Here is a 22,547-nt window from a genome sequence, read left to right on the forward strand (position 1 = left end):
TGGCCCTTTGTCTGCGGCGCGCGGGCGCCGGGTTCGCGAATAGGTAACTCAGGCGGCCAGTTCGTGAACGGCCAGCTGATAAGCGGTGTATTTGCGGATATTGATCACGCCGGTGTCGAACATCAGGTACTGGCCCTTGATGCCCAGCAGCGTGCCCTCGGCCAGTGGATTCTTGTCCAGATTGAAACTGCTGATCTTGGCCGGATAAGCCTCAATCGGGTAGGCAATCTGCACCACGGCTTGATCGCTGAGCGGCTGGATGGCCTGAATGCCAAAGCGCTGCTGCAACTCGGTGAGCCCGCTGCCGCAACTGGCAAACAGCTGTTCGCGCACGGCGAGCAGATCAACCGGCGCGGCATCGCCCTTGAGCAGCGCGCGCCAGTTGGTCTTGTCCGCCACCTGACTACGCAGCAGGTCTTCGACAAAGCCGGACTGCTGGCGAGTGGCGACCCGCAGAATCGGCAGCGCCTGGGTCGCGCCCTGATCCATCCAGCGCGTCGGAATCTGCGTCGCACGGGTGATGCCGACCTTAACGCCCGAGGAATTGGCCAGGTAAACCACATGGTCAGTCATGCAGAACTGCTCGCCCCAGCTCGGTTCGCGGCAGGTGCCGGCGTCGTAGTGGCAGCGCTCCGGGCTCATGATGCAGATATCGCACTGTGCCAGTTTCTGCATGCAGGGATAACAGTAGCCTTGGCTGAAACTGGTCTTGGTCTTGCGCCCGCAGTGGCTGCAATGAATGGCGCCGAGGTACTCGAGGCGCAAAGTCTTGCCGATCAACGGATTGACCGCTATTTCCTGTTCGTCCAGGCGAAAGGCGTACTGCACAGGTGCATCCAGACGCACCGCCATCTTGCTCAGGGCACCGCGTGCCAACTCGGCCATCAGTGCAGGCTGTCCGAGGAGGTGAACAGCAGGTTAGGCAGCGGCGCGGACTTCGAAGCGCAAGCCTGCTCGCCCATGTAGCCGATACGCTGATCCTCGGGAAGATTAAGGGCTTCCCAGGCAATCAGCGCCTGCAGGGTCAGTTCCTTTTGCTCCCGGGTCAGCTTGCGGCCGTCGGGCCACTTGCCGATTTCCAGAGCCAGTTTCAAGCTCTGGTGAATTTCCGGGGTGATATTTTCGATTGCTTGGAGAAAGGACGACATAGATACCTCCGAATACAAAGCCGCAGTTTACCGGCTGCGCCGGGCACTCGCGAGCGCTTGGCGCAAGCCAGTGTAATCATCTGTCACCACGCTGGCGTGCCAGCAGCCCACCCAACGTACCGGTCACACAGCCGGCAAGTAATCCGCCGACATGCGCGGCATTGGCAATCGCGCCGAACTGCAGCAGTTCGAAAATGCCGGTCATACAGATCAGCAGCCAGGCCAGCATCATCACCAGCACGCCGCGCGGCAGCTGATACTCGGCAGTGGGGGCCAGGCGCTGAAACAGCCAGCAGTGCCCCAACAGGCCATAGAGCACGCCGGACAAGCCGCCAAACAAGGCTGGCCCGGAAAAACTGTACTGGGCAAAATTGGAAGCCAGGCTAAACAACAACGTCAGCCCGAGCAGCATCCACGGCCCCTGACGCGCCTCGATACGCCGCCCCAGCACCCAGTACCAGAGTGCATTCATCGTCAGGTGCAGCAGGCCGAAATGAATCAGCATCGGCGTAACCAGGCGCCACCACTGCCCTGTTTCGAGCATCTCGGCCAGGTAACTGAAATAGATGTAATCGCCCTGAATGCGAAAGTCGACAAAGCTCAGCCAGCGGATCGCCGCAAAGTTGTCGCCCAGCGCGGTCAGCGCAGCCACCAGCAGGGTCAGCCCGAGCATGCCGGCCGTCAGCGGACTGCCCCGCAACTGCTGGACAAACCCTGTGGTGGCCGGCGCAGATGCAGCCGGCTGCAGCGCTGCATCGCCCTGCGGGTAGCGCAGGTACAAATCGCGCACCTGCTCGACCCGCTCACTCGGCACCCAGAGCACCTGCTCGCCAGCCTCCTCGGCGACGCGATGAGGCACCTGCAAGCGCTCCAGCAAGGCTATAAAACCACTGAGATCAGTCTGCACCGGAAGGCGCATGGCAGCCACCGGACTCATGGCTGCACCTCGACCCAGACAAACTTGCGCGGATCCAGGCGCGTTTCCTGATCCAGCCGATAAGCCACCAGCTTGCCGTTCAACACCGCGCTGTAATCCAGGCAAGCCAGGTTGGGCCGGATCGGTGCTGGCTTGCCACTGCGCCAATAGTGACCAACGAAGAGCGGTGGCTGATCGGCGCCGTACTTCAGCAACTCGGTCTTCTGCAACTCGGTCAGCGGCGTTTGTGCGGCCAATGCCGGCAAGGCATCCGGTTGGAAGACGATATCGCCATAGGTTTGCGGGTCTTCCTCCCAGAACTTGGTGCGAAAATGCGCCCTGGTGAAGCCCTGGGCACTGGTCAAGGTCAAGCCATGCGGCAGACGCATGTCGGTGCCACGCAGCAGACGATCCAGGGCGGTATTGGCAAAGCTCCCCGGCACCGCCGAGGCCTGGAGGAAATGCTCGTCGATACAAGCGTCCGGATACTGCGCCCGCAACGGTTCGATCAGGCCCGCATCCCAACAGGCATGCACCACGCGAAAATGCCCGGCATCGATGCACAACGGCAACTCGTAGAACCAGGCCAGGAACTCCGACCATTCCGCAGGATAAGCCTCGAACTGTTCCAGGGTCTCTTTGATCAGCCGTGCATGCCGCGGCGTGTGTTCACGCACGAAGTGCTGACCGCTGCCGGGCGCAGCCAGCGTAGTCCAGCCGAGGGCGTAGAATTCGTGATTGCCCATGATGCACAGCGCCTCGCCGGCTTGAACCATGTCACGCACCAGATGCAAGGCCTCACGGATGCGCGGACCACGATCAACTAGATCGCCGAGGAAAATCGCCATGCGCCGCGGATGCCGCCACACACCGCCCTGACGCCGATAACCGAGGGTATCAAGCAGGCGCTCGAGGGTCAGTGCACAACCGTGAATGTCACCGATCAGGTCGTAGCCACGCGCGGGATCGAGGTGCATTCAGCCTCCCCCACCACCGAGCCGACTGCCCCAACCCAGCTTGTTGCGGCAGACCTCGTAGTAGTTATGATCAAGCGGGTGGATCAGGCACAGCTTCTGCGGCCTCTTGCTGACCGTAACGGTATCGCCCGGCGCGCAGGTGAAATGGTTCTGCCCATCGCAGGAAACCTGCGGGTAAATCTGCAGGTCCTTGGATACGACGATCTTCAACTCGCTATTACCATCCACCACGATCGGCCGGCTGGACAGCGTATGCGGGTACATCGGCACGATGACCATGGCGTCCAGCTTGGGGTGCATGATCGGTCCGCCAGCAGACAGCGCATAGGCCGTGGAGCCGGTTGGCGTGGCGACAATCAGGCCGTCGGCCTTCTGGCTGCAGACGAACTGGCCATCGATGAACAACTCGAACTCGATCATCCGCGTCGATTTACCCGGGTGCAGCACCACATCATTGAGCGCATCGCCTTGACCGATCGCCTCGCCATGCCGGCGCACTTCAGCCTCCAGCAGGAAACGGTTCTCGGTCAGGTAGTTGCCTTCCAGCACCTGGGCAACCTTGAGTTCCAGCTCGTCCGGGCGGATATCGGTGAGAAAACCCAGGCTGCCGCGATTCACCCCCAGCACCGGCACCTTGTGCCGCGCCAGTGCGCGGGCCGCGCCGAGCATACTGCCGTCGCCACCGACAACGATGACCAGGTCGCAGACTTCACCGAGAATCTTCCGTGATGAGGTCTGCAAGCCATGGCCCGGGAGTACTTCGGCAATCGTGTCTTCGAGAATCACATGCAGGTGACGATCGATCAGAAACTTCTTCAGCCGGCGGATGGTATCCAGCACCTGGGTACTGCCCAGACGGCCGATGATGCCGATATTACGAAATTGGTCCATGGTCTTCCCGCAGGCTCTGGATCTAGAGAGGCCCGATTATGGGCGAAAGCCTGCAGCAGCGGCAAACTCGCGATATTTATGCCAAACCAGGCCGCGCATGGCCACTCACTTCTGCGCAGGGATTTGCCGCTATGCTCGAACAATGACGAGTTTTCCTATGTTTACCGACCTGCAGCAGCAACTGCGCCAACCCGTGGTGCGCGATTTGGCCTGGGTGCTGCTTTCACCGCCGCTGCTGAGTGACCTGCCGTGGCCACAACGTCACCCGCTCAGCGCCAGCCAATGGTGCCGCACGCCGGGCATGCTGGCCGACTGGCTGCTGCGGCTCGACCAAGACCCAAGCAGCTTGCTGAACTGGCTGGCACAACATTCGGTGCGGCGTCTGGGCCTGTATTACGAACGTCTCTGGCAATTCGCCCTGCACGCCGCCCCCGGCATCGAACTGCTGGCGGCCAACCTGCCGATCCGCCAAAACGGCCAGACCCTCGGCGAGCTCGACTTGCTGCTGCGCGACGAAGAAGGCGTGCACCACCTGGAACTGGCGATCAAGCTCTACCTTGGCCCGCAGCAGCAAAGCGGTGCCGAACTCGCCCACTGGATCGGCCCGGGCAGCCGCGACCGTCTGGATATCAAGCTCGATCATCTCAGCCAGCACCAGCTGCCCATGTCGGCACGCGGCGAAGCACGCCCGGCGCTGGCTGAGCTCGACCTGGCCAGCGCACAGGCCGCACTCTGGCTCGGCGGTTACCTGTTCTACCCCTGGCCGAAACCTTGCGAACCTCCTCCCGGCGCCAACCCGCAGCATTTGACTGGGCGCTGGCTGCATCGGCGAGACTGGCCAGCTTTCGCCGCCCAGAACAGCGACGGCTGCTGGCAACCTTTACCACGCGCGGCCTGGCTGGCGCCGGCACGCATTAGCCGGCACCAACTGTGGTCCGGCGAGAGTCTGCAAGCCTGGCTGCAGACCTTGCTGCCGCAAGCCAAGGCGCAGTTGCTGGTGAGGCTGCAACCCAGCCGGCAGGACGACTGGCAGGAGGTGGAACGGGTGTTTTTAGTCAGCGATGACTGGCCGACCCAGATGCCGGACGCCACCGAGACCTAGCCGCCAGGTCAGGTTGCCTGGCGCCCAAGAATGCCTAGCAGCCTGTCGGACTTAACACTGCCCTACTGCGGAAAAGCCAGGACTGGTCATTTTCTGCGCGCTTTTTCGTTAAATAGAGCGACTATTCGCCTCAAAAGCACACAAAAACTGCCTCAACCCGGACTTTCCCTCGCTACGGACGGTCAAGTCCGACAGGCTGCTAGCCGCTGCGCTCGGTACGTCCGCCGGACCGCGCCAGGTAACCCGAACCGCTTTCGCACAACAAGGCATCGCGCTGCACGGCCGGCAATCCATCCACACCATCACGCAGGGCGTAGGCACTGAAGCCCAGCTGCGCGAGCAAGAACACCGCACTGGCGCTACGTTTGCCGCTGTCGCAATAGCACAGGTAGGTGCGCGTCTTATCCAGCAGCCGTGCCTTCAGGCGCAGGAGCTGCAAGGGCATATGCAGAGACTCCAGGGCATGCGCTTGCTGGTATTCCTCTTGCAGTCGCACGTCCAGCCATTGCGCGCCTGCCCCCAGCAGACGAGCCGCCTCGCCCAGAGAAACGTCGTCAACCACCGGCGCCTTGAGCAACGAGAGGAAATCCTGACGAGCGAGGCGCAACACCACGCCATCATCGAGCAAGGTCACCGTGGCATTGCGCGGCCGATCGGCGAGCAAGGCCTCTTCTCCGAAACAGGCGCCTACGTCCAGTTCGGCCAATACCTGCTGTTCGCCACCGGCACCGCGAATCACTTCGGCACGGCCACTTTCGAGGAAATAACAGCAATCACCAGACTCCCCTTCACGCAGCAGAATCGAGCCCGATGGCAGCTCGATACGCTGTAGACGCTCAAGCATGGTGCGTACATTGCTTGGCGGTACCTTGGCGAATAGCGGATTTTCTAGAAGGTGCTCCAGCCAAGCCACATCGGCGTGGTGCTGGCCAAGATCCAGGAGCAAATCCTGGTAGGCCAGACGCCAGGTCAGCAGCCGCTCAAGGGTTGCCGTGTCCACCGCCAACAGGCTCACATCAGTCGCCGCACGCGCTTCACGCATGCGCGGCACGGCAAGGCAACTGGCCTCAGTGCCGGCGATCAAGCGCTGCTGCCGGCCATCTGCCCCTTGCAGCAACAACTCTCCAGCAAGCAGGTAATAGGTCAACCTCACCTGCTCGCCGTGGCTAAAGAGCAGCTGCCCAGCCAGCAATGGCTGCGGCACCAACTGATGGCGCAACGCCCGCCATTGCTGCTCGGACAGAACGTTGAGTGGCGTAAAACTGCGCAACTGCTCGGGGTTCAGGGGGGCACTCATGGGTATCCAGGCTCCGCTGGTGAAGACTCGGAGGATGCGCAAATAGCGAAGACCATTGCGAGCCTTATATTCACAACTATTGATGCTCCGCCGCATGCTGGCGTAACGCTGCGGCACGTCCTTGCAAGCCGCCGGTGTGCACGAACACCAGGCGAGTGCCGCGCTCAAAGTAACCGGCCTCGACGCGCTGGCGCAACGCCATTAACGCCTTGGCGGTGTACAGCGGCTCTAACGCCAGCCCACTGGCCGCCTCACTCGCCAGAAGAAACTCCAGCAGCGCCGCATCGACCTTGGCGAAACCGCCGCGACTGGCATCCAGCAACTGATAGGCACAATCAGCCGCCTGCGCCTCGTCAAGAATCGCCCGCACGTTTTGCGCCACGCCATGATCGTCCGGCACCGCCACCGCGCCATAGACCGGATGAGCACCGGCCTCGCCCAGCACCAACCCGGCCAGCGTCGTTCCGGTTCCGGCCGCCAACCACCAGCCGTGATAATCCGGCCAACCGAGCACGCTCAGCTGCTCCTGCACCTGACTCACTAATACGCTGCAGCCCATGGCTCCCGGCAACCCGCCACCACCTTCAGGCACCGGATGCAGGTTGCAGTAGCGCTCACGCCACGGCGCCCAGAAACCCGGCTGATGGCGGGCACGATAACCGCCATAACCGAGCCAGTGCAGCTGCATGCCGAAGCGCTGTAGATCACGCACGGTAGGCGTGTCCTGCGGCGTGCCGCGGAGCAAACCAACGGTGGCAAAATCGAAGCGCTTGCCTGCGGCAGCCAGCGCATGCAGATGATTGGAATGTGCACCGCCGAGACTGATCAGCCCCTCGGCGCCGGCCGTGCAGGCCACTTGCAGGTAGGGCGCCAACTTGAACCATTTGTTGCCGCTGATCAGCGGATCGATCAGATCCAGACGCAACACCGCCAACTCGACTTCGGCAGCCACCAGCCAATCCAGCCGCAAGCGCTGCAGCGGCGCCTTGGGTGCCCAGTGGGGGTCAACGAGTGGCAAGGTCTAGCCTACGGGGCGTAAACGGCTAGCGGCTTTGTGCCGTTCGCAGCAGTTGGAATCACCGACACTGAAGCGACTCGGGGTGTCGACGCGATCGATCGGGATGGCGCAGCGTTGCCCGCTGGGCAACGCTGCCTCGCAACGCGGTTGCTGATAGTGGGCCAACCACTGGCGATACTGCTCTTCGGAAACGAAGCACTTGGCTGCCGCATAAGCCATGGGACTGGCCCGATAACTGCCAATCTCCTGCAGGGGAATGGTCAGGTGCCCCGCACCTGGGTGATAAACCACAAAAACCACCCCAAGCGACGCTAAACGCTCGAGGGTCTGCTCCCCCCCCTGGCTGGCCAGTTCATCGCGCTCACGCCTGAGTCGCTCGACTTCCCCACTCAACTGCGTGTCCTGCTCATTGCGGTAGGCCAGCTCGACATCGCGAATAGCGACTTGCTCCTGGTAGTCGGCCACCGCAGAGGCGATCTTGGCGTGCAGCTCATTCTCGAACTGAGCGCGCAAAATCTCGCTTTTGGTTCGGGCGTGGTGCTCCAACTCACGCATCTGCGCGGTCACTTCTTCGCGAAAAGACTGCATGCCGGCCGCCTGAGCAGCCAATTGCGCCTTGAGACTGACGTTCAGCTCCTGCTGTTGGCGCAATGCCTGACGCAGCTCGCTCGTCTGCGCCTGAAAACGCTTGTCCTGCTGATCAGTCGCCAACTTGAGCTTGGCCACTTCCTCTTCGTGTTGCTGACTCAGGCTGCTGATGCGCAACCGCTGCTGCTTGATCAGCTGCGCCGTCTTCAGGCGGTGCTCCTGCCCCATCGTCTCGGCGACTTTTTCGGCCACCTCCGCGGCGGCATCGGGCGCATACCACTGGTCTTCCGATGCCATGTGCAAACGCTCGGGAGCTACAGCCTGAGTGCTGTCATCCTCGATCAGCAGACCCAGGGTGTTGCGCTTGGCAGCGTCACGCAGCAATACCAGGTCATTGTGCCCAGGGGTCAGATTCGGATCCCACAGGTGCATTTGGTGCCAGGACACCGGGCACTGGCTGCGACAGGCTAGGCGAATCGGCCCGGCACCAAGATCGGGACCACGACCGGCACGCTCGGACAGGTGCTGCAGGGGGAGATTCCAACCGGTATCCGGCGCACCCTTCTCATCGAAATCCAGATAGAAGAACACTGCAGAACGGATCAACAGGCGCGGATTAATTGCCACATAGGCAATGCGCATCTGCTGATCGGCGAATTCCGGCATGTTGACCACGCCGTCGAGCAAGGCCTCGAACTCGGTAAAGAACATCTGTTTGCAGATGCCGCCGCGCTCGCTGAAGAACATCACGGCCTCAACCATCTGCGGCTTGTTCTGCATGCTCATCGGGTTCCCTCTAGGCCAAGACGATGGAATCAGCCAACGTGGATAACAAGCTGGAGCACAAACACTCCACTCGTAGCCGTTCGCCACGGCCAGACGAGAGGTCTTATGGGTAAGACCTGGCCCGAGATACGACCGCTATTCCTATATATTCCAGCCAGTCTAGGGGAAAAGCCGACAGCAGCAATGTGACTCGGTTGGCAGTCGCTCCGCCGCCATACTCGAACAAGCCGACGACAGAGCGGAACTGTGATGGGTTTGGTGCATTCGGTCAGGCTGTTTTGCCAGGCAACAACGGCGCCAAGCGCCGGGCCATTTCATCACCCAAGGCCTGCAAACCGCTCATTGGCCGGATCATCACCTCGAACTCGACAATTGCCCCCTGCTCATCGAAACGGATCATATCGATACCCTTGAGCTCGCGCTCGCCGACTTTCGCGCTGAATTCCAGCACCACATCGAGGCCATCACGGCCAACCAGCTCACGGTGATAAGCGAAATCCTCAAACACCTTGGTCACAGTGCTAAGAATCAAGGCCACCAGCGGCGCGCCGGCATAGGGTTTGAAGGCCATAGGCGAGCGAAACACCACCTGCGGGTGCAATAACGCTGGCAACGCACCCAGATCGCCAGCAGCAATCATCGCATGCCATTTATTCAATGCCTCAGCCACCGCTGGCTGCACGGCCAGCGCGGCTATAGCCTCTGGCTCGCCCGTCACAGCTGCGCAGCCAGACGCGACCCCTGGTCAATCGCTCGCTTGGCATCCAATTCGCTGGCCACATCGGCACCGCCGATCAGGTGCACGCTTTGCCCGGCTGCGACCAGCCCGTCCTGCAACTCGCGCAGCGGATCCTGGCCGGCACAGAGAATTACGGTGTCCACCGCCAGCACCTGCGGCTCACCCTCGCCAATACGGATGTGCAAACCCTGATCATCGACCTTGAGGTATTCGACCGAATTGAGCATCTGTACGTTCTTGTTCTTCAGGCCAGCACGGTGGATCCAGCCGGTAGTCTTGCCCAGGCCATCGCCGACCTTGGATTTCTTGCGCTGCAGCAGGAACACCTGACGCGCCGCAGGGTGCGGCTGAGCCTGGATACCAGCAACGCCACCACGGGCCTCCAGCGTGCCGTCGATGCCCCATTCCTTCCAGAACGCCTCGCGATTGAGGCTGCTGGCCTCACCCTGGTGAGTGATAAATTCGGATACGTCAAAGCCGATACCGCCAGCCCCGACCACGGCGACCCGCTGACCAACTGGCTTGCGCTCAAGAATGGCATCCAGATAGCTGATTACCATGGGGTGATCGACCCCGCTGATCGCCGGGGTGCGCGGCGCAATACCGGTGGCCATGATCACCTCATCGAAACCGCCCGCGGTCAATTCGCTGACCGATACCCGGGTATTCAAGTGCAGGTCGACGCCTGTGGTTTCCAGCTTGCGCTTGAAATAGCGCAGGGTTTCGAAGAATTCTTCCTTGCCCGGCACCCGTTTGGCCACGTTGAACTGACCGCCGATCTCACTGGCCGAGTCGAACAGGGTCACAATGTGGCCACGTTCGGCGGCCACGGTAGCAGCAGCCAGCCCGGCCGGACCGGCACCGACCACGGCGATTTTTTTCACCTGGGTGGTGGGGATGTAATTGAGCTCGGTCTCGTGACAGGCACGCGGGTTGACCAGGCAACTGGTCAACTTGCCGCCAAAGGTGTGATCCAGGCAAGCCTGGTTGCAGCCGATGCAGGTGTTGATCTCATCACTGCGCCCGGCAGCGGCCTTGTTGACGAATTCCGGGTCAGCAAGGAAGGGACGCGCCATGGACACCATGTCGGCGTCGCCTTCGGCCAGTACTTGCTCGGCGATTTCCGGGGTATTGATGCGGTTAGTGGTGATCAGCGGGATCTGCACTTCGCCGCGCAGCTTGGCAGTGACCTTGGTAAACGCCGCGCGCGGCACTTTGGTGGCGATAGTCGGAATCCGCGCTTCGTGCCAGCCGATGCCGGTGTTTATCAGGGTTGCGCCAGCCTGCTCGACGGCCTTGGCCAACAGCACAATCTCGTCCCAGCTGCTGCCACCCTCGACCAGATCGAGCATCGACAGGCGATAGATGATGATGAAATTCGGCCCCACGGCCTCGCGCACCCGGCGAACGATCTCCACCGGCAGGCGCATACGGTTTTCGTAGCTGCCGCCCCAGCGGTCGCTGCGGTGGTTGGTGTGAACCGCGAGGAACTGATTGATGAAGTAGCCTTCGGAACCCATGACCTCGACGCCGTCATACTCGGCCTGCTGGGCCAGCAGCGAACAGGTGACAAAGTCCTGAATCTGTTTCTCGATACCGTCTTCGTCCAGCTCGCGCGGCTTGAACGGATTGATCGGCGCCTGGATCGCGCTCGGCGCCACCGACTTGGGGCTGTAGGCATAGCGCCCTGCATGCAGGATCTGCATGCAGATCTTGCCACCCGCTGCGTGAACGGCCTGGGTGACGACCTTGTGTTTCTCTGCCTCTTCGACGGTAGTCAACTTGGCCGCGCCGGAATACACACCGCCCTCCTCGTTCGGCCCGATCCCGCCGGTCACCATCAGGCCAACGCCGCCACGGGCGCGCTCGGCAAAATAGGCGGCCATGCGCTCGAAACCGCCCGGCTTCTCCTCCAACCCCGTGTGCATCGAGCCCATCAGGGTGCGGTTGCGCAGGGTGGTGAAGCCCAAATCCAGCGGGGCGAGCAGGTGCGGGTACTGAGCAGTCATGGAAGTCTCCACATCGAGCGTGTGCAATTCACGGAATGCCGAGGCCTCAACTGGACCTCGGTCGGTATGAGCTAGACCATAAAGATCAGTAGCAGACGCCTCAATGACTGAAAGTTACAACTTGATGATCAAAATGAACTCCACCGCTTGGCAGACTGACACTCATCGACCTACCCTGTAGCCATGACCCGAAAACTTTCGATACTTCTTGTCTCACTGGCCATCGGTGGCTGCCTGCTGGCATTCCTGATCTGGGCCGAACGGCGCCCGCCCGCTCACTACCTGTCCGACCTGCGCAGTGTGATCAGCAGCGAGCCAGTCCCGGCGCAATCGCGCGGCAACCTGCTGTTAATCCGTCCGCAACTCTACCCCATGGATTACCAGAGTCCGGCCCACCTGCGCCTGAAGCTCGCCGCCGCCCTGGATAACGCCCAGCATGCAGGCATGCTCGGTCCTGACACCCTGGTAGCGCTGCCTGAACATATCGGCACCTGGCTGCTGGCACGCGGCGAGAAGGTTGAGTTCTATCAGGCTCGCAGCCGCCGGGAAGTGCGCGACTGGCTGCTGCTCGGCAACCCGCTGCTGGCTATCGAGGCACTGCTGCTGAATCTGGATGCCAAGCGCCTGGACGAAGCCCTGCTAAGGATGAAAGCCGAGCAGATGGCCGAGGATTACCAGCAGCTGTTCGGCGGACTCGCCCGCGAGTACCAGATCACCTTGCTGGCCGGCTCCATCCTGCTCCCCGAACCGCGCGTGGAAGACGGCCAACTGCGCAGCGGCGAGGGCCCGCTGCGCAACCTCAGCCTGGTATTTTCGCCACAAGGCACAATCCAGGGTAGCCCGCACCTCGAAGCCTGGCCCTGGAGAGCCGACGCCACGCCAGCACAACACCTGAACGTTGGCGCCCTGCAGTACCGCGTCGAGCGCGACTGGCGGCCCGGCTACCCGCAGAGCAGCGTGCACCTGGTGGGCAGCGACATGAGCAGCCCGGCGTTGTTTCTGCGCGGCCGACTGGACTGGCCAATTGGCGGGGCCTCGCGAGACATCCAACTGATCCCTGACGAAGCTGAACACGCTCGCCAGGCGCCGGGCAGCCACCTGCTGAATGTCTGGATAAGTAGCGAGTGAAACCGCAACGGGTGCGCCTCGGTGACCTCTCGGTTGGCTTCGTTCACAGCCTGGACGATGCCGTGCGCCAACGAGGGCAGGATCTGCAGCCGCTGCTTGAGCAGTTTGGCCTGGACCCCGCACGCCTGGGCGAACCCCGGGCACGCCTATCGATCCCACGCTACATGCGCCTGGGCCATGCGGCCATTCAACTGACTGGCGAGCCCGGCCTCGGCCTGCTGATGGGCCGCCTCAGCCGCCTCAGCCTGGCCGGGTTGGCTGGCGTCTGCGCAGCACAAGCACCTACCGTGCGTGAGGCGGCACGCGCACTCACTCGTTTCGAGCCACTGTATGCATCCAATTACCGCGGCCAGTCCAGCCTGCACGAAGACGCCCAGGGAGCCTGGCTACGCTTCTACTCGATCAGCCCGTACAACGCCTATAACCGCTTCGTCGTCGACTCGGTACTCGCCGGCTGGGCCCAGCAGCTGGGCAGCGTGGCCAACCAGCGCCTAAGCGTGGCAAAGGTGCACATCGAGTTCCCTGCGCCTGGTTACGCCGCGCAGCACAGCGAGCTGTTCGACTGCCCTGTCGAGTTTGCTGCAGAGCACAACCAGTTGAGGCTGCATCAAGCGACGCTCAACCTGCGCAACCCCGAACATTGCCCGAGCACCTGGCATCATCTAGTGGAAGTCTGCGAACAGGAACTTGAGCAACTGACCCGCACCCGCAGCCTGCGCGAGCGCATCACCCGCATGCTCGGCCCGCTGCTGCACGGCCGCGAACCCGACCTGCAAGAAGTCGCCGCGCGCCTGCAACTGCCTAGCTGGACCCTGCGACGCAAGCTGGCCGAAGAAGGCACGCAGTTCCGCAGCATTCTCAACGAAACCCGCCGCGACCTGGCCATGGCTTATATACGCGACACCGAACTGGCCTTCGGCGAAATCGCCTACCTGCTCGGCTTCGCCTCAGCCGAGGCGTTCCAGCGCGCCTTCAAACGCTGGAACCAGCAAACTCCGGGCGAATTCCGCCGCACCCAACGCCAGGCCAGCTAACGGCCTATTACAGACAGCGTGAGTCAAATTTCGGTGGCGTCTTCAACCGGCTCCGCATCGTCCTGGTCAAAGGCGCGAGAATCGAGCAGCTCTTCTTGATAGTCATCCATTGCTTGTTCCTCTCGCTTGATTGCATGACGGCTGCTCCAAACCTCGACAAGGAGCATGCCAATCAAGCTAGAGCAGGCATATGAACACAAGATGACGGTTTGTCGCGGACAGCAGAAAATTCTCGGGCATCGTTACAGCGGGGACGACGTTGATCGGCGTTTGCCTAGCAGGGCTATGGCGAGGAGCGGCAACGCCGCATGACGACAGGCGCCGCCAAAATCAAACAGACAACGTCTGATTCAGGACATTAGATCGATTGCGCCAGCCGGCGCGCGGCCAGCTTGTGCAGGAGTTCTTGCCGACGCACCTGGTCAGCGCGCTCCTTGGCCAGAAGGTCAGGCAATAATAGCTGCGCTTGCTGCGCCCCAAGGATGAACACACCGTCATCGTCACCGATGGCCAGGTCACCCGGCTGCACCCGGACCCCGCCCACGCTGACCGGCAGATTGACCTCTCCTGCCAATCCCAGGCTGCGCGTGGTGAAGGCGCTGGCGCCCTGGCAGAACACCGGCAGCCGGTGCCGACGCAGCGCACCGACATCGGTAACGGCCCCCGCTACGACCACCCCGGCCAGCCCCTTGATCAACCCGGCCAAAGTGCGCAGCTCGCCCCAGCAGGCACACTCAGCATCGCCGACGCACTCGATCACCAGAACGTCGCCCGGCTCGCTGGCCAACAGGGCTTCACGGATAACGCTGCCGTCAGGGCTGAACACTTTGGCGGTGACAACGTTACCGAGCATGTGGATGTCGTCGAACAGTGGCCTGATGCCGCGCAGGTAGCCGCTGTCGGTCAGGTGGCCGATGGTCGAGGCGGCAATGCCGCGATAGGCGTCCAGCATCTCGTGACTCAAGCCCTGCCGACGTGCTGCGATCTGATAACTCACCGGTTTTTCTTCGGGCGTAACAAGGGGCAGGCCGAGCAGTATTCAACGGGATTGGAGGCCTGGTAGTAGAAACAGCAGGTGCGCCGGAAGCGTACGCTACGCTGCCCGTCGTCAACCGGGGTTAATGGCCGGCGGAAATGCCGCAGCGGATTGTAGTCGAGGCCGAACAGATGCGGCTGCGCTGCCTCCAGCAGCCAGGCGAAATCCGCTGCGCAGCGCTCGCGTAGCTCTATCGCCTCAAGTTTGGCCATGCGTTTCTCGTACAGCGAATAGACCCGCACGGCGGTGTTGTCCCACAGGATACGTACGGAAACGCCGCTGACCCGGGCAAAAGTTTGCCACAGCGGTTTGAGCAAGCCCGCAAACAGCGTTTCGACGATCATGGCCCGCCAGGCCTCGCGTTCGCCCGGCGCGTAGGCACAGGGCTGGAGCTGCTGCAGGGGCAGCGAGGATGTCCACAGCCCCTCATCGTGGCCATATTCGATCACGGCGTTATCCAGTGACAGCAACAGCCCTTTGTCATACACCGACATGGCATACAGGCACGCCCCGGTAGCCAGGAAGGCCAGCCGCTTGGCCAGCAGCGAGGCGGTAACCGCTATCGATGGTGAGCCGATGATGGGTGTCAGGTTGAGCAGCAAGTGTTCGCAGACCGCCTCGTCCAGCAGGTCCGCTGCCGCCAGCGAACGCTGCGAGTCGCGTTGCGCGAAGGACTTCAGGCGCAGTGCGCCGGCCAGTAGCGCCCACTCCTGCTCGCTGAACGTGCAGGCCAGGTTCATTGCGGATGCTCCCGACCAAAGGGGATGCACAGTGGCGTACCGAAGAAGGGATCGGGGATGATCCGGCAGTTGAGGTTGAACACCTGCTTGACCAGGGCTTCAGTCAGGATTTCCTCGGGTTTGCCCTGGGCAAAGGCGCGCCGTTGATGCACCGCGACTATGTGATCGGCATAGCGGCAGGCCAGGTTAAGGTCGTGCAGCACCATGATGATGGTCTTGTTCTCGCGCCGGTTGAGTTCGCGCAGCAGGTCGAGGATCTCGATCTGATGGGCCAGGTCAAGGAAGGTGGTCGGCTCATCCAGCAGTACGACATCGGTGTCCTGCGCCAGGGTCATGGCGATCCACGCCCGTTGTCGCTGCCCGCCGGACAGTGTGTCCACCGGGCGATCCGCCAGGTCCTGTACGCCGGTTTGCAGCAGCGCACGCTCGACCATGGCCTCATCCTGGGCAGACCATTGCTGCATCCAGTTCTGGTAGGGATAACGGCCCAGGCCCACTAACTGGCGCACGCTAATGCCCTCTGGCGCGGTGGGCATCTGCGGCAGGATCGCCAACTCCCGGGCGACAACCGCGGTGGGTTTCAAATGAATATCGCTGCCGTTGAGCAGCACCGCGCCCTGTTGCGGCTTGAGCAGACGGGCAAAGGCTTTCAGCAGCGTGCTCTTGCCGCAGCCGTTGCTGCCGATCAGCACCGAGACTTTGCCCTGCGGCAGTTGCATGTCCAGCCCGTCGATAATCACCTGGCGCTGGTAGCCCAGGGTCAGGCTGCGTGTGGCAATGGAGGCCATGAATAGGGTTCCTCAGTGACGCTGTTTGATCAAAAGGTAGAGAAAGAACGGCGTGCCCAAGACCGCGACAAAGATGCCAGCCGGTAAATCCAGCGGCAGGAACAGCGTGCGCCCGGCCAAATCCGCGAGCATCAGCAGATTCGCCCCGACCAGGGCACTCATCGCCGCCTGGCCGGCGAAACCGGGAGCTACCAGGCGCTTGGCGATGTGTGGCGCAATCAGGCCGACAAAAGCCATGGCGCCGCCCCAGGCGACCGCCGCACCGGCCAGGGCCACGCTGACCAGCAGCAGGCCGACCCGCAACCACTGGACGCGCACGCCAATCCCCTGCGCCAGACTGTCATCCAACTGCTGTACCCGCACATGCCGGGCTACCAGCAGCAAGCCGGGCAGGATCACCAACAACCAGCCCGCCAGCGCACGGGGTTGCGCCCAACTCGCGCCATAGACACTGCCCGTCAGCCAGACATACGCCGACAAGGTAGTGGTCAGCGGGCTGAACACCAGGATGAAGGTGGTCACCGCGCTCAGCAGCGCCGAGACGCCCACGCCGATCAGCACCAGACGCAGCGGCGAGGCGCCCTGCTTCCAGGCCAGCAGGTAAATGGCCAGGACCGCTAATCCGGCACCGAGCATCGCCGCCATGGGCAGCCAGTGCTGGCCCAGCGCGCCGGCGCAAAACGACAGGTAGAACACCGCAGCGGCACTGGCGCCGCTGGTGATACCGAGCAAATCCGGCGAGGCCAGCGGATTGCGGATGATGCTTTGCAGGATCACCCCGGATACCGCCAAGGCGCCGCCGACCAGCGCCGCCAGTAGCATACGTGGCAGACGCAGTTGCTCGACGATGAATACCAGGCTGCTGTCCTCGCTGGAGAACAGTATGCGCAGCACCTCCAAAGGGGACAGGAGCACTTTGCCCAGGGACAGCGAGCACAGCATCAGCAACAGGCTAATCAGCACTGCCAGTAACAGCCGCAGCACTGTGGAGGGGTTGATCTGGCGGGAAAAGCCGAGCGTGCGCAGGGTCAGCAGCTTATCCATGACGAGCTCCACGGCGCGCCAGCAGGATGAAGAACGGCGCACCGAACAGCGCCGTCATCACCCCCACCGGTACCTCCTGCGGGAGTATCACCACCCGCGCGAGCATGTCGGCCAGCAATAGGAGAATCGCCCCCGCCAGCGCACACCCCGGCAACAGCCAGCGATGGTCGATGGACAGGCCTTTGCGCACCATATGCGGCACCAGCAGACCGATGAAACCAATGCTGCCGGCCAAGGCCACGGCGCTTCCGGCCAGGCAGATGATCAGCACGCTGAGTAACAGGCGTATCAGCCCCGTGCGCTGGCCAAGGCCGGTGGCAATCGCCTCCCCCGCGCTCAGTACATTGACCTGCCCGGCCAGCAGCAGCGCGCCGCACAGCGCCAGCAGCGCACACAGCAACAGCGGTGCGGCGGCGTCCAGGCTGCGTTCGGTGAGTGAACCAGCCAGCCAGAACAACACGCTATCCAGGCCTTCCTGATTGACCACCAGCAACGCCTGGCTGAAGGCAGAGAACAGAGCTGCCATCGCCGCGCCCGCCAGCACCATGCGCAGCGGGTTGAGGCTGCCCTGGCCCATGTTGCCGATCAGCCACACCAGGCAGCCGACCAGCGCGGCGCCGGCAAAGGCGCACCACAGCCACTGTTCGGGCGAAGACAGGGAAAACAGCGAGGACGCCAGAATAATGAAGAAGGTCGCCCCGGCATTGATGCCGAACAGCCCCGGAGACGCCAGCGGATTGCGCGTTAGCGCCTGCATCAGGGCGCCGGCTACCGCCAGGCTGGCGCCCACCGCGACAGCTATCAAGGTGCGTGACAGGCGGGTACTACTTACCAGGGTCTGCTCGACACTCGCGGGGTCGGGCTGCACGAAAGCCGCCACTACCTGCCCGAACGGAATCGACATGGCGCCGACCGCCAGGCTGGCAACACTGCAGAACAGCAACAGCAGCAGCGCCAGAGACAATTTCCACGACACACTCATGGGCTGGCATCCGACCTGGCCAAGCGGGCGATGTCGTCGAGCATCAGATTGGCGCCCATAATTCCGCCCGACATGCTCCAGGGCACAGCGTCGACCAGCCACACCTGTTGCCGCCGCGGCGCCCGCATCTGCTGCCACAGGGGGTGCCGCAACAAGCGGTCATAACTCTGCTGCACGGCCTGGCTATCCGCACGCATGAAGACAAAAAAGATATCGGCATTGACCACCGGAAGGCTTTCTTTACTGGTGAGTTTCAGGGATACGCCACGCGCCCCCTGGCTAGCCGCGCTCCAGTTGAAGCCCAGCTCGTTGAGCACCGAGCCGGCAAAGCTGGCGGGCAGATGGCTGCGGACATGGTCTTCACGAACTTCCAGCACCGACACCGTGGGCGGCCAGTGCCCGGCGAACGCCCGTTGTAGTTGCGCGCGCAGCTGTGCCACGCGGCGCTGCCATTTTTGCAGAAGCGCCACGGCCATCTGCTGCCGGTGCAGGGCAACGCCCATTTGCAGCAGGGTCTGCTTGAACTCGGAGACTTCATCGAGCATCACCACTGGGGCGATTCGTTCGAGCAAGGGCGCAATGCGCTGATGGCGAAAGCGCGAGGCGACGATCAAGTCGGGCTTAAGCAGGACGATATCTTCCAGGCTCGGCTGGGTCTCCAGCCCGACATGCGGCACCTGCGCCAATGCCCCGCGCAAATAGCGATAGGTCGGTTTTTCGCTCCAGGAATCGACGATGCCACAGGGTGTCACGCCAAGGGCTACGGCGCTGTCGGTGGCGCCCTGGAACAGGGTCACCAGCCGCGCCGGGGTTGCCAACGCTTGCGCCGTGGCCGAGGTGAATGGCCTGAGCGCCAGCAGGCCGAGGGACAGGCGCAACAGCGTGCGCCTGGACACCTGTTTGAGAGACTCAGGCTTCACGCTGCAACCTGTGGAAGGGGTTGACCACCTGGCCCTTGCCGAACGGCATACTGCCCGGGCCGCCCGCCCGCGCGATCATGGGGGTCAGCAGCAGTTTCTGCGGCCAGTGCGGCAATTCGAAAAGCTGGCGTTTCAGCATGGCGCGGGTGTCATCGTCGAATTCAATGGTCTCGATCAGCTCATCCAGCACCTCGCGCAGACTGCCCCACAAGATCGTAACTGGGAGTGAATAGACCTGCGCGAGGGTATCGATGATCGCCCGGATATTGACCTGGATGGCCAGCGTCTGCAGCCAGAACAACAGGTCTTCAGGACGTTCGTGATAGAGCGTGTTGGCGTGGCCTTGTTTCAGCCGGTAGCACGGGTCAGCCATGCCGTTGCGCTCCAGCCAGGGCACCAAGATGCGCAAAGAGTCGTGATCGCGCAGTAGCAAACCTTGCACATGGCCGGCTTGCCACACCAGCACTGCATTCTGCCCGTGTACTTCAGCGAGCATGCCGAGGCGGAACAGGCGCAGATTGATGTCGAAGAAGCTGTGGCACAGCTCGCGGAACAGCGTCAGCACCGAGGGCGTATCCGCAGGCAGGTCGCGGTAGCTCATCCAGTCATCGAAGAAATGCCGGTCGCTTGCCGGCAGCGACGTGCCTAGGGCGGCCATGGGCAGCAGGCGACAATCGGCATCCGCGAGCAGCTCCGCCGGGTAGCTGCGCACCATCGCCGCCAGGTGGCGCGGCGCCTCATCGAACAGCGTGGCCTCCGTCGGCAAGGAGGCACCATTTTCGACCTCTTCGATAAACTGGCTGAAGTAGTGAGTGAGGGCCTGTATTCCGGCGCCTCCACCAATGCCCAGCGGGCAACGGTATTCGTGGCTATTCCTGCACCACGGATCGCCATAAGGCGATCCGCTGGCAGCCAATACCCGTACTCTCACTTTCGCGGCACCGTTAAAATCCGACGGTCGTCGACAATAGCCAGGTTCTTGGCGTCGACATCGTCAGCCCAGGCTCGCTGTCATCCGAAGCGCCGGCCGAAGCCCAGTAGCGGTCATCCAGCACGTTCTCGACACTGGCGCGCAGGGTGACGTCCTTGCCATCGACCTTGAAGGCATAACGCGCACCGAGGTCGAATCGCTCCCAGCCATCGATCTGCTTGCTGTTGGCCTGGTCCAGGTACTGCGAGCTGGAATGAATGCCGCGTGCGGTCAGGGTCGCCCCCGGCAGGGCCGGTACATCCCACTCGGCGCCGAGGTTGACGTTGTACTCGGGCGTGGCCGGTGCACGGTTGCCGTCGGAGATGCCGCCGACTGTATCGGTCAGCTCGCTGCCCATGTACATCACGCCACCGAGCAGGCGAAAGCCCTTGAGCGGTTCGCCGAACACGCTCAGCTCGACGCCCTGGTTCTCGCGCTTGCCGTTGGGGCCGAATACCCGCGAGGTGGCGTTGGTCTCGTAGGCCGGCTGCTTGATGCGGAAGGCGCTGGCGGTGAGCGCGAAAGCGCCCAGGTCATACTTGGCGCCAACCTCGACCTGGCGGCTGGTAAACGGCGGGAATATCTGGTCCTCGTTGATCGAGGTCGACGGGGCGATCTTGCCCTGGCTCAAGCCTTCCATGTAGTTGGCGTAAAGCGACAGCTGATCGGTGACTTTGTACAGGATGCCGGCCGATGGCGAGACCTTCTCCTCGTCATAGGCCGTGGCGCCTTTCACGTCATCGCTCCAGTCATCGACCTTGACCCGCTGCCAGCGCGCGCCCAGGGTCAGCAGCAAGCGATCCTCGAAGAGACCGAGGGTGTCGGACAGTGCCACGCCGGTAAAGCGGTTCTCGGTGTAGACCTCGGAATCGAAGCGGGTCGGCGTGCCGGGTGTCGGCGTCGCTACCGGGTTGTAGAGGTTGCTGGGCGCTGCAGCATAACGGGCACCACCATTGGTGAAGTCCATGTAGAAATAACTGGCGGACAGGTTCAACTCATGGCTCACGGGGCCGGTATCGAACCAGTTACGCAGGCCCGCTATGGCGGTCCTGACCGTCTCGTCGCGGGTAAAATCACGGGGCTGGACGCTGAAGTCTCCCGCGTCGTTGGTGATTGAGACGTTATGCCGGAGGAAATCATGGTTGCTCTCGCGAGCGCCGACAGCGCCATAGACCATCAGCGAATCGCTGAGATCGAACTCGCCATTCAGCGCGCCAAAGGTATCCTGGGTACGCGCCTTGCTCCAGGCCTGCGCATAGTTGCGGCGCACGTCATCGGCATCCGGCACCTTGGCATTGGCCCCCACCAGTACGCGTTCCTGCGGGGCATCGGTAGCGCGCTCGGTATGCCCGACATCCGCCGAAAGCCGCAGCCGCTCACCGTGAAAATCCAGGCCCAACACGGCCATCTCGCGGTCGACGCTCTGCTGGTCCCACTCGGTGTCACCAGACTGCTTCACGCCGTTGAAACGCAGACCGAACTGCTTCTCGTCACCGAAACGGCGGCCGATATCCAGCGCACCGCCGACCTGGCTGTCCGCGGCGTGGCTGCCGGTGAACTCGGTGATCGGCTTGTCGCCCGCACGCTTGGGCAGCACATTGATGCCGCCGCCCACGCTGCCCCGCGGCGAGATACCGTTGATCAGCTGGCTCGGCCCCTTGATGACGTCCACGCGCTCGGCCATTTCCATGTCGATCGAGTAGGTCGGCAGGATGCCGTAGAGGCCGTTGTAGGCAACATCGCTGTTGAACAGGCTGAGCCCACGGATGGTGAACTGCTCGAAGCGGCCGCCCGCCGGGTTGGTCGCGCGCACCGACGGGTCGCTGGCGATCAGGTCGCCCAGGGTACGCGCCTGCTGGTTCTTCACCATCTCGCTGGTGTAGGTGATCAAGCTGAACGGCGTTTCCATGAAGTCACGCTTGCCCAACATGCCCAATCCCCCTTCACGGGCCACCTGGCCGCCGGCATACGCCTGCCCGGCAGCCTCGGTAGGTGTGCCAATAATCGAAGTCGCTGGCAGTTGATACACGTCAGCGGGCTGATCCGCCGCGGGATTGAGGGTGTAGGCCTGCTCACCCACAGGCTGCAAGCGCAGTCCGGAGCCTTGCAGCAACTGGGCAAAGCCATCCTCCACCTGGTATTCGCCGGAAAGGCCGGCGCTGTTGAGGCCATTCACCAACGCCGGATCCACCGACAGGTTGACCCCGGCCAGGCCGGCGAAGCGGGTCAGCGCTGCGCTCAGGCTACCGGCAGGCACCTCATAGCTGCGTCGGGCCGTATCTTCGGCCCAGCTGGTGGAGATCAATAGCGGACTGGCGCTTAGGCTCAGCAGCAGACTCAGGCGCAACAGCGGACGAAGGGTGGACGAGGCTGGACGCAAACGGCATGGCATTCTTGCGGGCATTGGAGAAGCTCTCATTTATTTGTTCACTTA

At 62.6% G+C, this 22,547-nt stretch carries 21 protein-coding genes and 1 pseudogene; 3 read left to right on the forward strand and 19 right to left on the reverse strand.

What is annotated here, in order from left to right; all coding sequences use genetic code 11:
- Positions 1-48: 48 nt before the first annotated feature.
- The 5 genes from Q8K09_RS08125 to Q8K09_RS08145 all read right to left on the reverse strand — a co-directional run bounded on the left by Q8K09_RS08125 (position 49) and on the right by Q8K09_RS08145 (position 3,932).
- Positions 49-885 carry a DUF2797 domain-containing protein gene (locus Q8K09_RS08125; protein WP_305254468.1) on the reverse strand — a complete coding sequence of 279 codons (837 nt, stop codon included), beginning with the start codon at positions 883-885 and terminating at the stop codon, positions 49-51.
- On the reverse strand, positions 885-1,148 hold the full coding sequence (locus tag Q8K09_RS08130; RefSeq protein ID WP_305254469.1) for a YeaC family protein: 264 nt from the start codon (positions 1,146-1,148) through the stop codon (positions 885-887). The genes Q8K09_RS08125 and Q8K09_RS08130 overlap by 1 nt, the downstream gene beginning before the upstream one ends.
- Before the next feature lie 76 nt (positions 1,149-1,224).
- Positions 1,225-2,085: a rhomboid family intramembrane serine protease gene (locus tag Q8K09_RS08135; protein WP_305254470.1), complete on the reverse strand. Its 861-nt coding sequence runs from the start codon at positions 2,083-2,085 to the stop codon at positions 1,225-1,227.
- Complete coding sequence (locus Q8K09_RS08140) at positions 2,082-3,041, reverse strand: metallophosphoesterase (RefSeq protein ID WP_305254471.1); 960 nt, start codon at positions 3,039-3,041, stop codon at positions 2,082-2,084. Before Q8K09_RS08140 ends, Q8K09_RS08135 begins: the two co-directional genes overlap by 4 nt.
- Complete coding sequence (locus Q8K09_RS08145; RefSeq protein ID WP_305254472.1) at positions 3,042-3,932, reverse strand: NAD(+) kinase; 891 nt, start codon at positions 3,930-3,932, stop codon at positions 3,042-3,044.
- 142 nt (positions 3,933-4,074) lie between these two features.
- Between Q8K09_RS08145 and Q8K09_RS08150 the strand changes: the two genes are divergently transcribed.
- Positions 4,075-5,034 carry a DUF1853 family protein gene (locus Q8K09_RS08150; protein WP_305254473.1) on the forward strand — a complete coding sequence of 320 codons (960 nt, stop codon included), beginning with the start codon at positions 4,075-4,077 and terminating at the stop codon, positions 5,032-5,034.
- Between the two features lie 199 nt (positions 5,035-5,233).
- On the opposite strand, the gene Q8K09_RS08155 is transcribed toward Q8K09_RS08150, so the two are convergent.
- The 5 genes from Q8K09_RS08155 to Q8K09_RS08175 form a co-directional block, all read right to left on the reverse strand.
- Entirely contained in the window at positions 5,234-6,331 is a 1,098-nt protein-coding gene (locus Q8K09_RS08155) for a cyclic nucleotide-binding domain-containing protein (RefSeq protein WP_305254474.1), read from the reverse strand.
- 76 nt (positions 6,332-6,407) lie between these two features.
- Positions 6,408-7,349, reverse strand: coding sequence for a 1-aminocyclopropane-1-carboxylate deaminase/D-cysteine desulfhydrase (locus Q8K09_RS08160; RefSeq protein WP_305254475.1), 942 nt, complete (start codon positions 7,347-7,349; stop codon positions 6,408-6,410).
- A gap of 3 nt (positions 7,350-7,352) precedes the next feature.
- The gene (locus Q8K09_RS08165; RefSeq protein ID WP_305254476.1) at positions 7,353-8,723 is read right to left on the reverse strand and encodes a chromosome partitioning protein ParA; all 1,371 of its coding nucleotides are present in this window, start codon (positions 8,721-8,723) and stop codon (positions 7,353-7,355) included.
- 268 nt (positions 8,724-8,991) lie between these two features.
- On the reverse strand, positions 8,992-9,363 hold the full coding sequence (locus Q8K09_RS08170; protein ID WP_305254657.1) for a nuclear transport factor 2 family protein: 372 nt from the start codon (positions 9,361-9,363) through the stop codon (positions 8,992-8,994).
- Between the two features lie 74 nt (positions 9,364-9,437).
- Complete coding sequence (locus Q8K09_RS08175; protein WP_305254477.1) at positions 9,438-11,471, reverse strand: NADPH-dependent 2,4-dienoyl-CoA reductase; 2,034 nt, start codon at positions 11,469-11,471, stop codon at positions 9,438-9,440.
- A gap of 183 nt (positions 11,472-11,654) precedes the next feature.
- Between Q8K09_RS08175 and Q8K09_RS08180 the strand changes: the two genes are divergently transcribed.
- Together Q8K09_RS08180 and Q8K09_RS08185 are read left to right on the forward strand one after the other, a co-directional pair.
- Positions 11,655-12,599, forward strand: coding sequence for a hydrolase (locus tag Q8K09_RS08180; protein WP_305254478.1), 945 nt, complete (start codon positions 11,655-11,657; stop codon positions 12,597-12,599).
- Positions 12,596-13,633: an AraC family transcriptional regulator gene (locus Q8K09_RS08185; RefSeq protein ID WP_305254479.1), complete on the forward strand. Its 1,038-nt coding sequence runs from the start codon at positions 12,596-12,598 to the stop codon at positions 13,631-13,633. Before Q8K09_RS08180 ends, Q8K09_RS08185 begins: the two co-directional genes overlap by 4 nt.
- A gap of 23 nt (positions 13,634-13,656) precedes the next feature.
- On the opposite strand, the gene Q8K09_RS08190 is transcribed toward Q8K09_RS08185, so the two are convergent.
- From Q8K09_RS08190 to Q8K09_RS08230, 9 genes and pseudogenes are all read right to left on the reverse strand, one after another.
- Positions 13,657-13,800, reverse strand: coding sequence for a hypothetical protein (locus Q8K09_RS08190; RefSeq protein WP_305254480.1), 144 nt, complete (start codon positions 13,798-13,800; stop codon positions 13,657-13,659).
- A gap of 191 nt (positions 13,801-13,991) precedes the next feature.
- Positions 13,992-14,630, reverse strand: coding sequence for an RraA family protein (locus Q8K09_RS08195; RefSeq protein WP_305254481.1), 639 nt, complete (start codon positions 14,628-14,630; stop codon positions 13,992-13,994).
- Positions 14,627-15,409 carry an IucA/IucC family C-terminal-domain containing protein gene (locus tag Q8K09_RS08200; RefSeq protein WP_305254482.1) on the reverse strand — a complete coding sequence of 261 codons (783 nt, stop codon included), beginning with the start codon at positions 15,407-15,409 and terminating at the stop codon, positions 14,627-14,629. Before Q8K09_RS08200 ends, Q8K09_RS08195 begins: the two co-directional genes overlap by 4 nt.
- Positions 15,406-16,197: an ABC transporter ATP-binding protein gene (locus tag Q8K09_RS08205; RefSeq protein ID WP_305254483.1), complete on the reverse strand. Its 792-nt coding sequence runs from the start codon at positions 16,195-16,197 to the stop codon at positions 15,406-15,408. The genes Q8K09_RS08200 and Q8K09_RS08205 overlap by 4 nt, the downstream gene beginning before the upstream one ends.
- 12 nt (positions 16,198-16,209) lie before the next feature.
- Positions 16,210-17,241 carry an iron ABC transporter permease gene (locus tag Q8K09_RS08210; RefSeq protein WP_305254484.1) on the reverse strand — a complete coding sequence of 344 codons (1,032 nt, stop codon included), beginning with the start codon at positions 17,239-17,241 and terminating at the stop codon, positions 16,210-16,212.
- Positions 17,234-18,223, reverse strand: a complete 990-nt coding sequence (locus Q8K09_RS08215) for an iron ABC transporter permease (RefSeq protein WP_305254485.1) — start codon at positions 18,221-18,223, stop codon at positions 17,234-17,236. The genes Q8K09_RS08210 and Q8K09_RS08215 overlap by 8 nt, the downstream gene beginning before the upstream one ends.
- Positions 18,220-19,143: an ABC transporter substrate-binding protein gene (locus Q8K09_RS08220; protein ID WP_305254486.1), complete on the reverse strand. Its 924-nt coding sequence runs from the start codon at positions 19,141-19,143 to the stop codon at positions 18,220-18,222. The genes Q8K09_RS08215 and Q8K09_RS08220 overlap by 4 nt, the downstream gene beginning before the upstream one ends.
- Positions 19,133-19,915 (reverse strand): annotated as a pseudogene (locus Q8K09_RS08225) (IucA/IucC family C-terminal-domain containing protein); the annotation flags it as partial. The pseudogene Q8K09_RS08225 and the gene Q8K09_RS08220, both read right to left, overlap by 11 nt.
- A gap of 172 nt (positions 19,916-20,087) precedes the next feature.
- Positions 20,088-22,517, reverse strand: coding sequence for a TonB-dependent receptor (locus Q8K09_RS08230; RefSeq protein WP_305254487.1), 2,430 nt, complete (start codon positions 22,515-22,517; stop codon positions 20,088-20,090).
- Positions 22,518-22,547: the final 30 nt, after the last annotated feature.

The organism is Pseudomonas sp., from assembly GCF_030683065.1.
GTDB lineage: Bacteria > Pseudomonadota > Gammaproteobacteria > Pseudomonadales > Pseudomonadaceae > Aquipseudomonas.

What these genes read in the sequence shown, in the direction of transcription:
- Q8K09_RS08170 (WP_305254657.1), bottom strand. Translation starts at nt 9,363, where the DNA reads ATGATTGCTGCTGGCGATCTGGGTGCGTTGCCAGCGTTATTGCACCCG.
- Q8K09_RS08215 (WP_305254485.1), bottom strand. Translation starts at nt 18,223, where the DNA reads ATGAGTGTGTCGTGGAAATTGTCTCTGGCGCTGCTGCTGTTGCTGTTC.
- Q8K09_RS08150 (WP_305254473.1), top strand. Translation starts at nt 4,075, where the DNA reads ATGACGAGTTTTCCTATGTTTACCGACCTGCAGCAGCAACTGCGCCAA.
- Q8K09_RS08190 (WP_305254480.1), bottom strand. Translation starts at nt 13,800, where the DNA reads ATGCTCCTTGTCGAGGTTTGGAGCAGCCGTCATGCAATCAAGCGAGAG.
- Q8K09_RS08230 (WP_305254487.1), bottom strand. Translation starts at nt 22,517, where the DNA reads ATGCCCGCAAGAATGCCATGCCGTTTGCGTCCAGCCTCGTCCACCCTT.
- Q8K09_RS08210 (WP_305254484.1), bottom strand. Translation starts at nt 17,241, where the DNA reads ATGGATAAGCTGCTGACCCTGCGCACGCTCGGCTTTTCCCGCCAGATC.
- Q8K09_RS08200 (WP_305254482.1), bottom strand. Translation starts at nt 15,409, where the DNA reads ATGAACCTGGCCTGCACGTTCAGCGAGCAGGAGTGGGCGCTACTGGCC.
- Q8K09_RS08130 (WP_305254469.1), bottom strand. Translation starts at nt 1,148, where the DNA reads ATGTCGTCCTTTCTCCAAGCAATCGAAAATATCACCCCGGAAATTCAC.
- Q8K09_RS08125 (WP_305254468.1), bottom strand. Translation starts at nt 885, where the DNA reads ATGGCCGAGTTGGCACGCGGTGCCCTGAGCAAGATGGCGGTGCGTCTG.
- Q8K09_RS08165 (WP_305254476.1), bottom strand. Translation starts at nt 8,723, where the DNA reads ATGAGCATGCAGAACAAGCCGCAGATGGTTGAGGCCGTGATGTTCTTC.
- Q8K09_RS08145 (WP_305254472.1), bottom strand. Translation starts at nt 3,932, where the DNA reads ATGGACCAATTTCGTAATATCGGCATCATCGGCCGTCTGGGCAGTACC.
- Q8K09_RS08155 (WP_305254474.1), bottom strand. Translation starts at nt 6,331, where the DNA reads ATGAGTGCCCCCCTGAACCCCGAGCAGTTGCGCAGTTTTACGCCACTC.
- Q8K09_RS08180 (WP_305254478.1), top strand. Translation starts at nt 11,655, where the DNA reads ATGACCCGAAAACTTTCGATACTTCTTGTCTCACTGGCCATCGGTGGC.
- Q8K09_RS08175 (WP_305254477.1), bottom strand. Translation starts at nt 11,471, where the DNA reads ATGACTGCTCAGTACCCGCACCTGCTCGCCCCGCTGGATTTGGGCTTC.
- Q8K09_RS08135 (WP_305254470.1), bottom strand. Translation starts at nt 2,085, where the DNA reads ATGAGTCCGGTGGCTGCCATGCGCCTTCCGGTGCAGACTGATCTCAGT.
- Q8K09_RS08205 (WP_305254483.1), bottom strand. Translation starts at nt 16,197, where the DNA reads ATGGCCTCCATTGCCACACGCAGCCTGACCCTGGGCTACCAGCGCCAG.
- Q8K09_RS08140 (WP_305254471.1), bottom strand. Translation starts at nt 3,041, where the DNA reads ATGCACCTCGATCCCGCGCGTGGCTACGACCTGATCGGTGACATTCAC.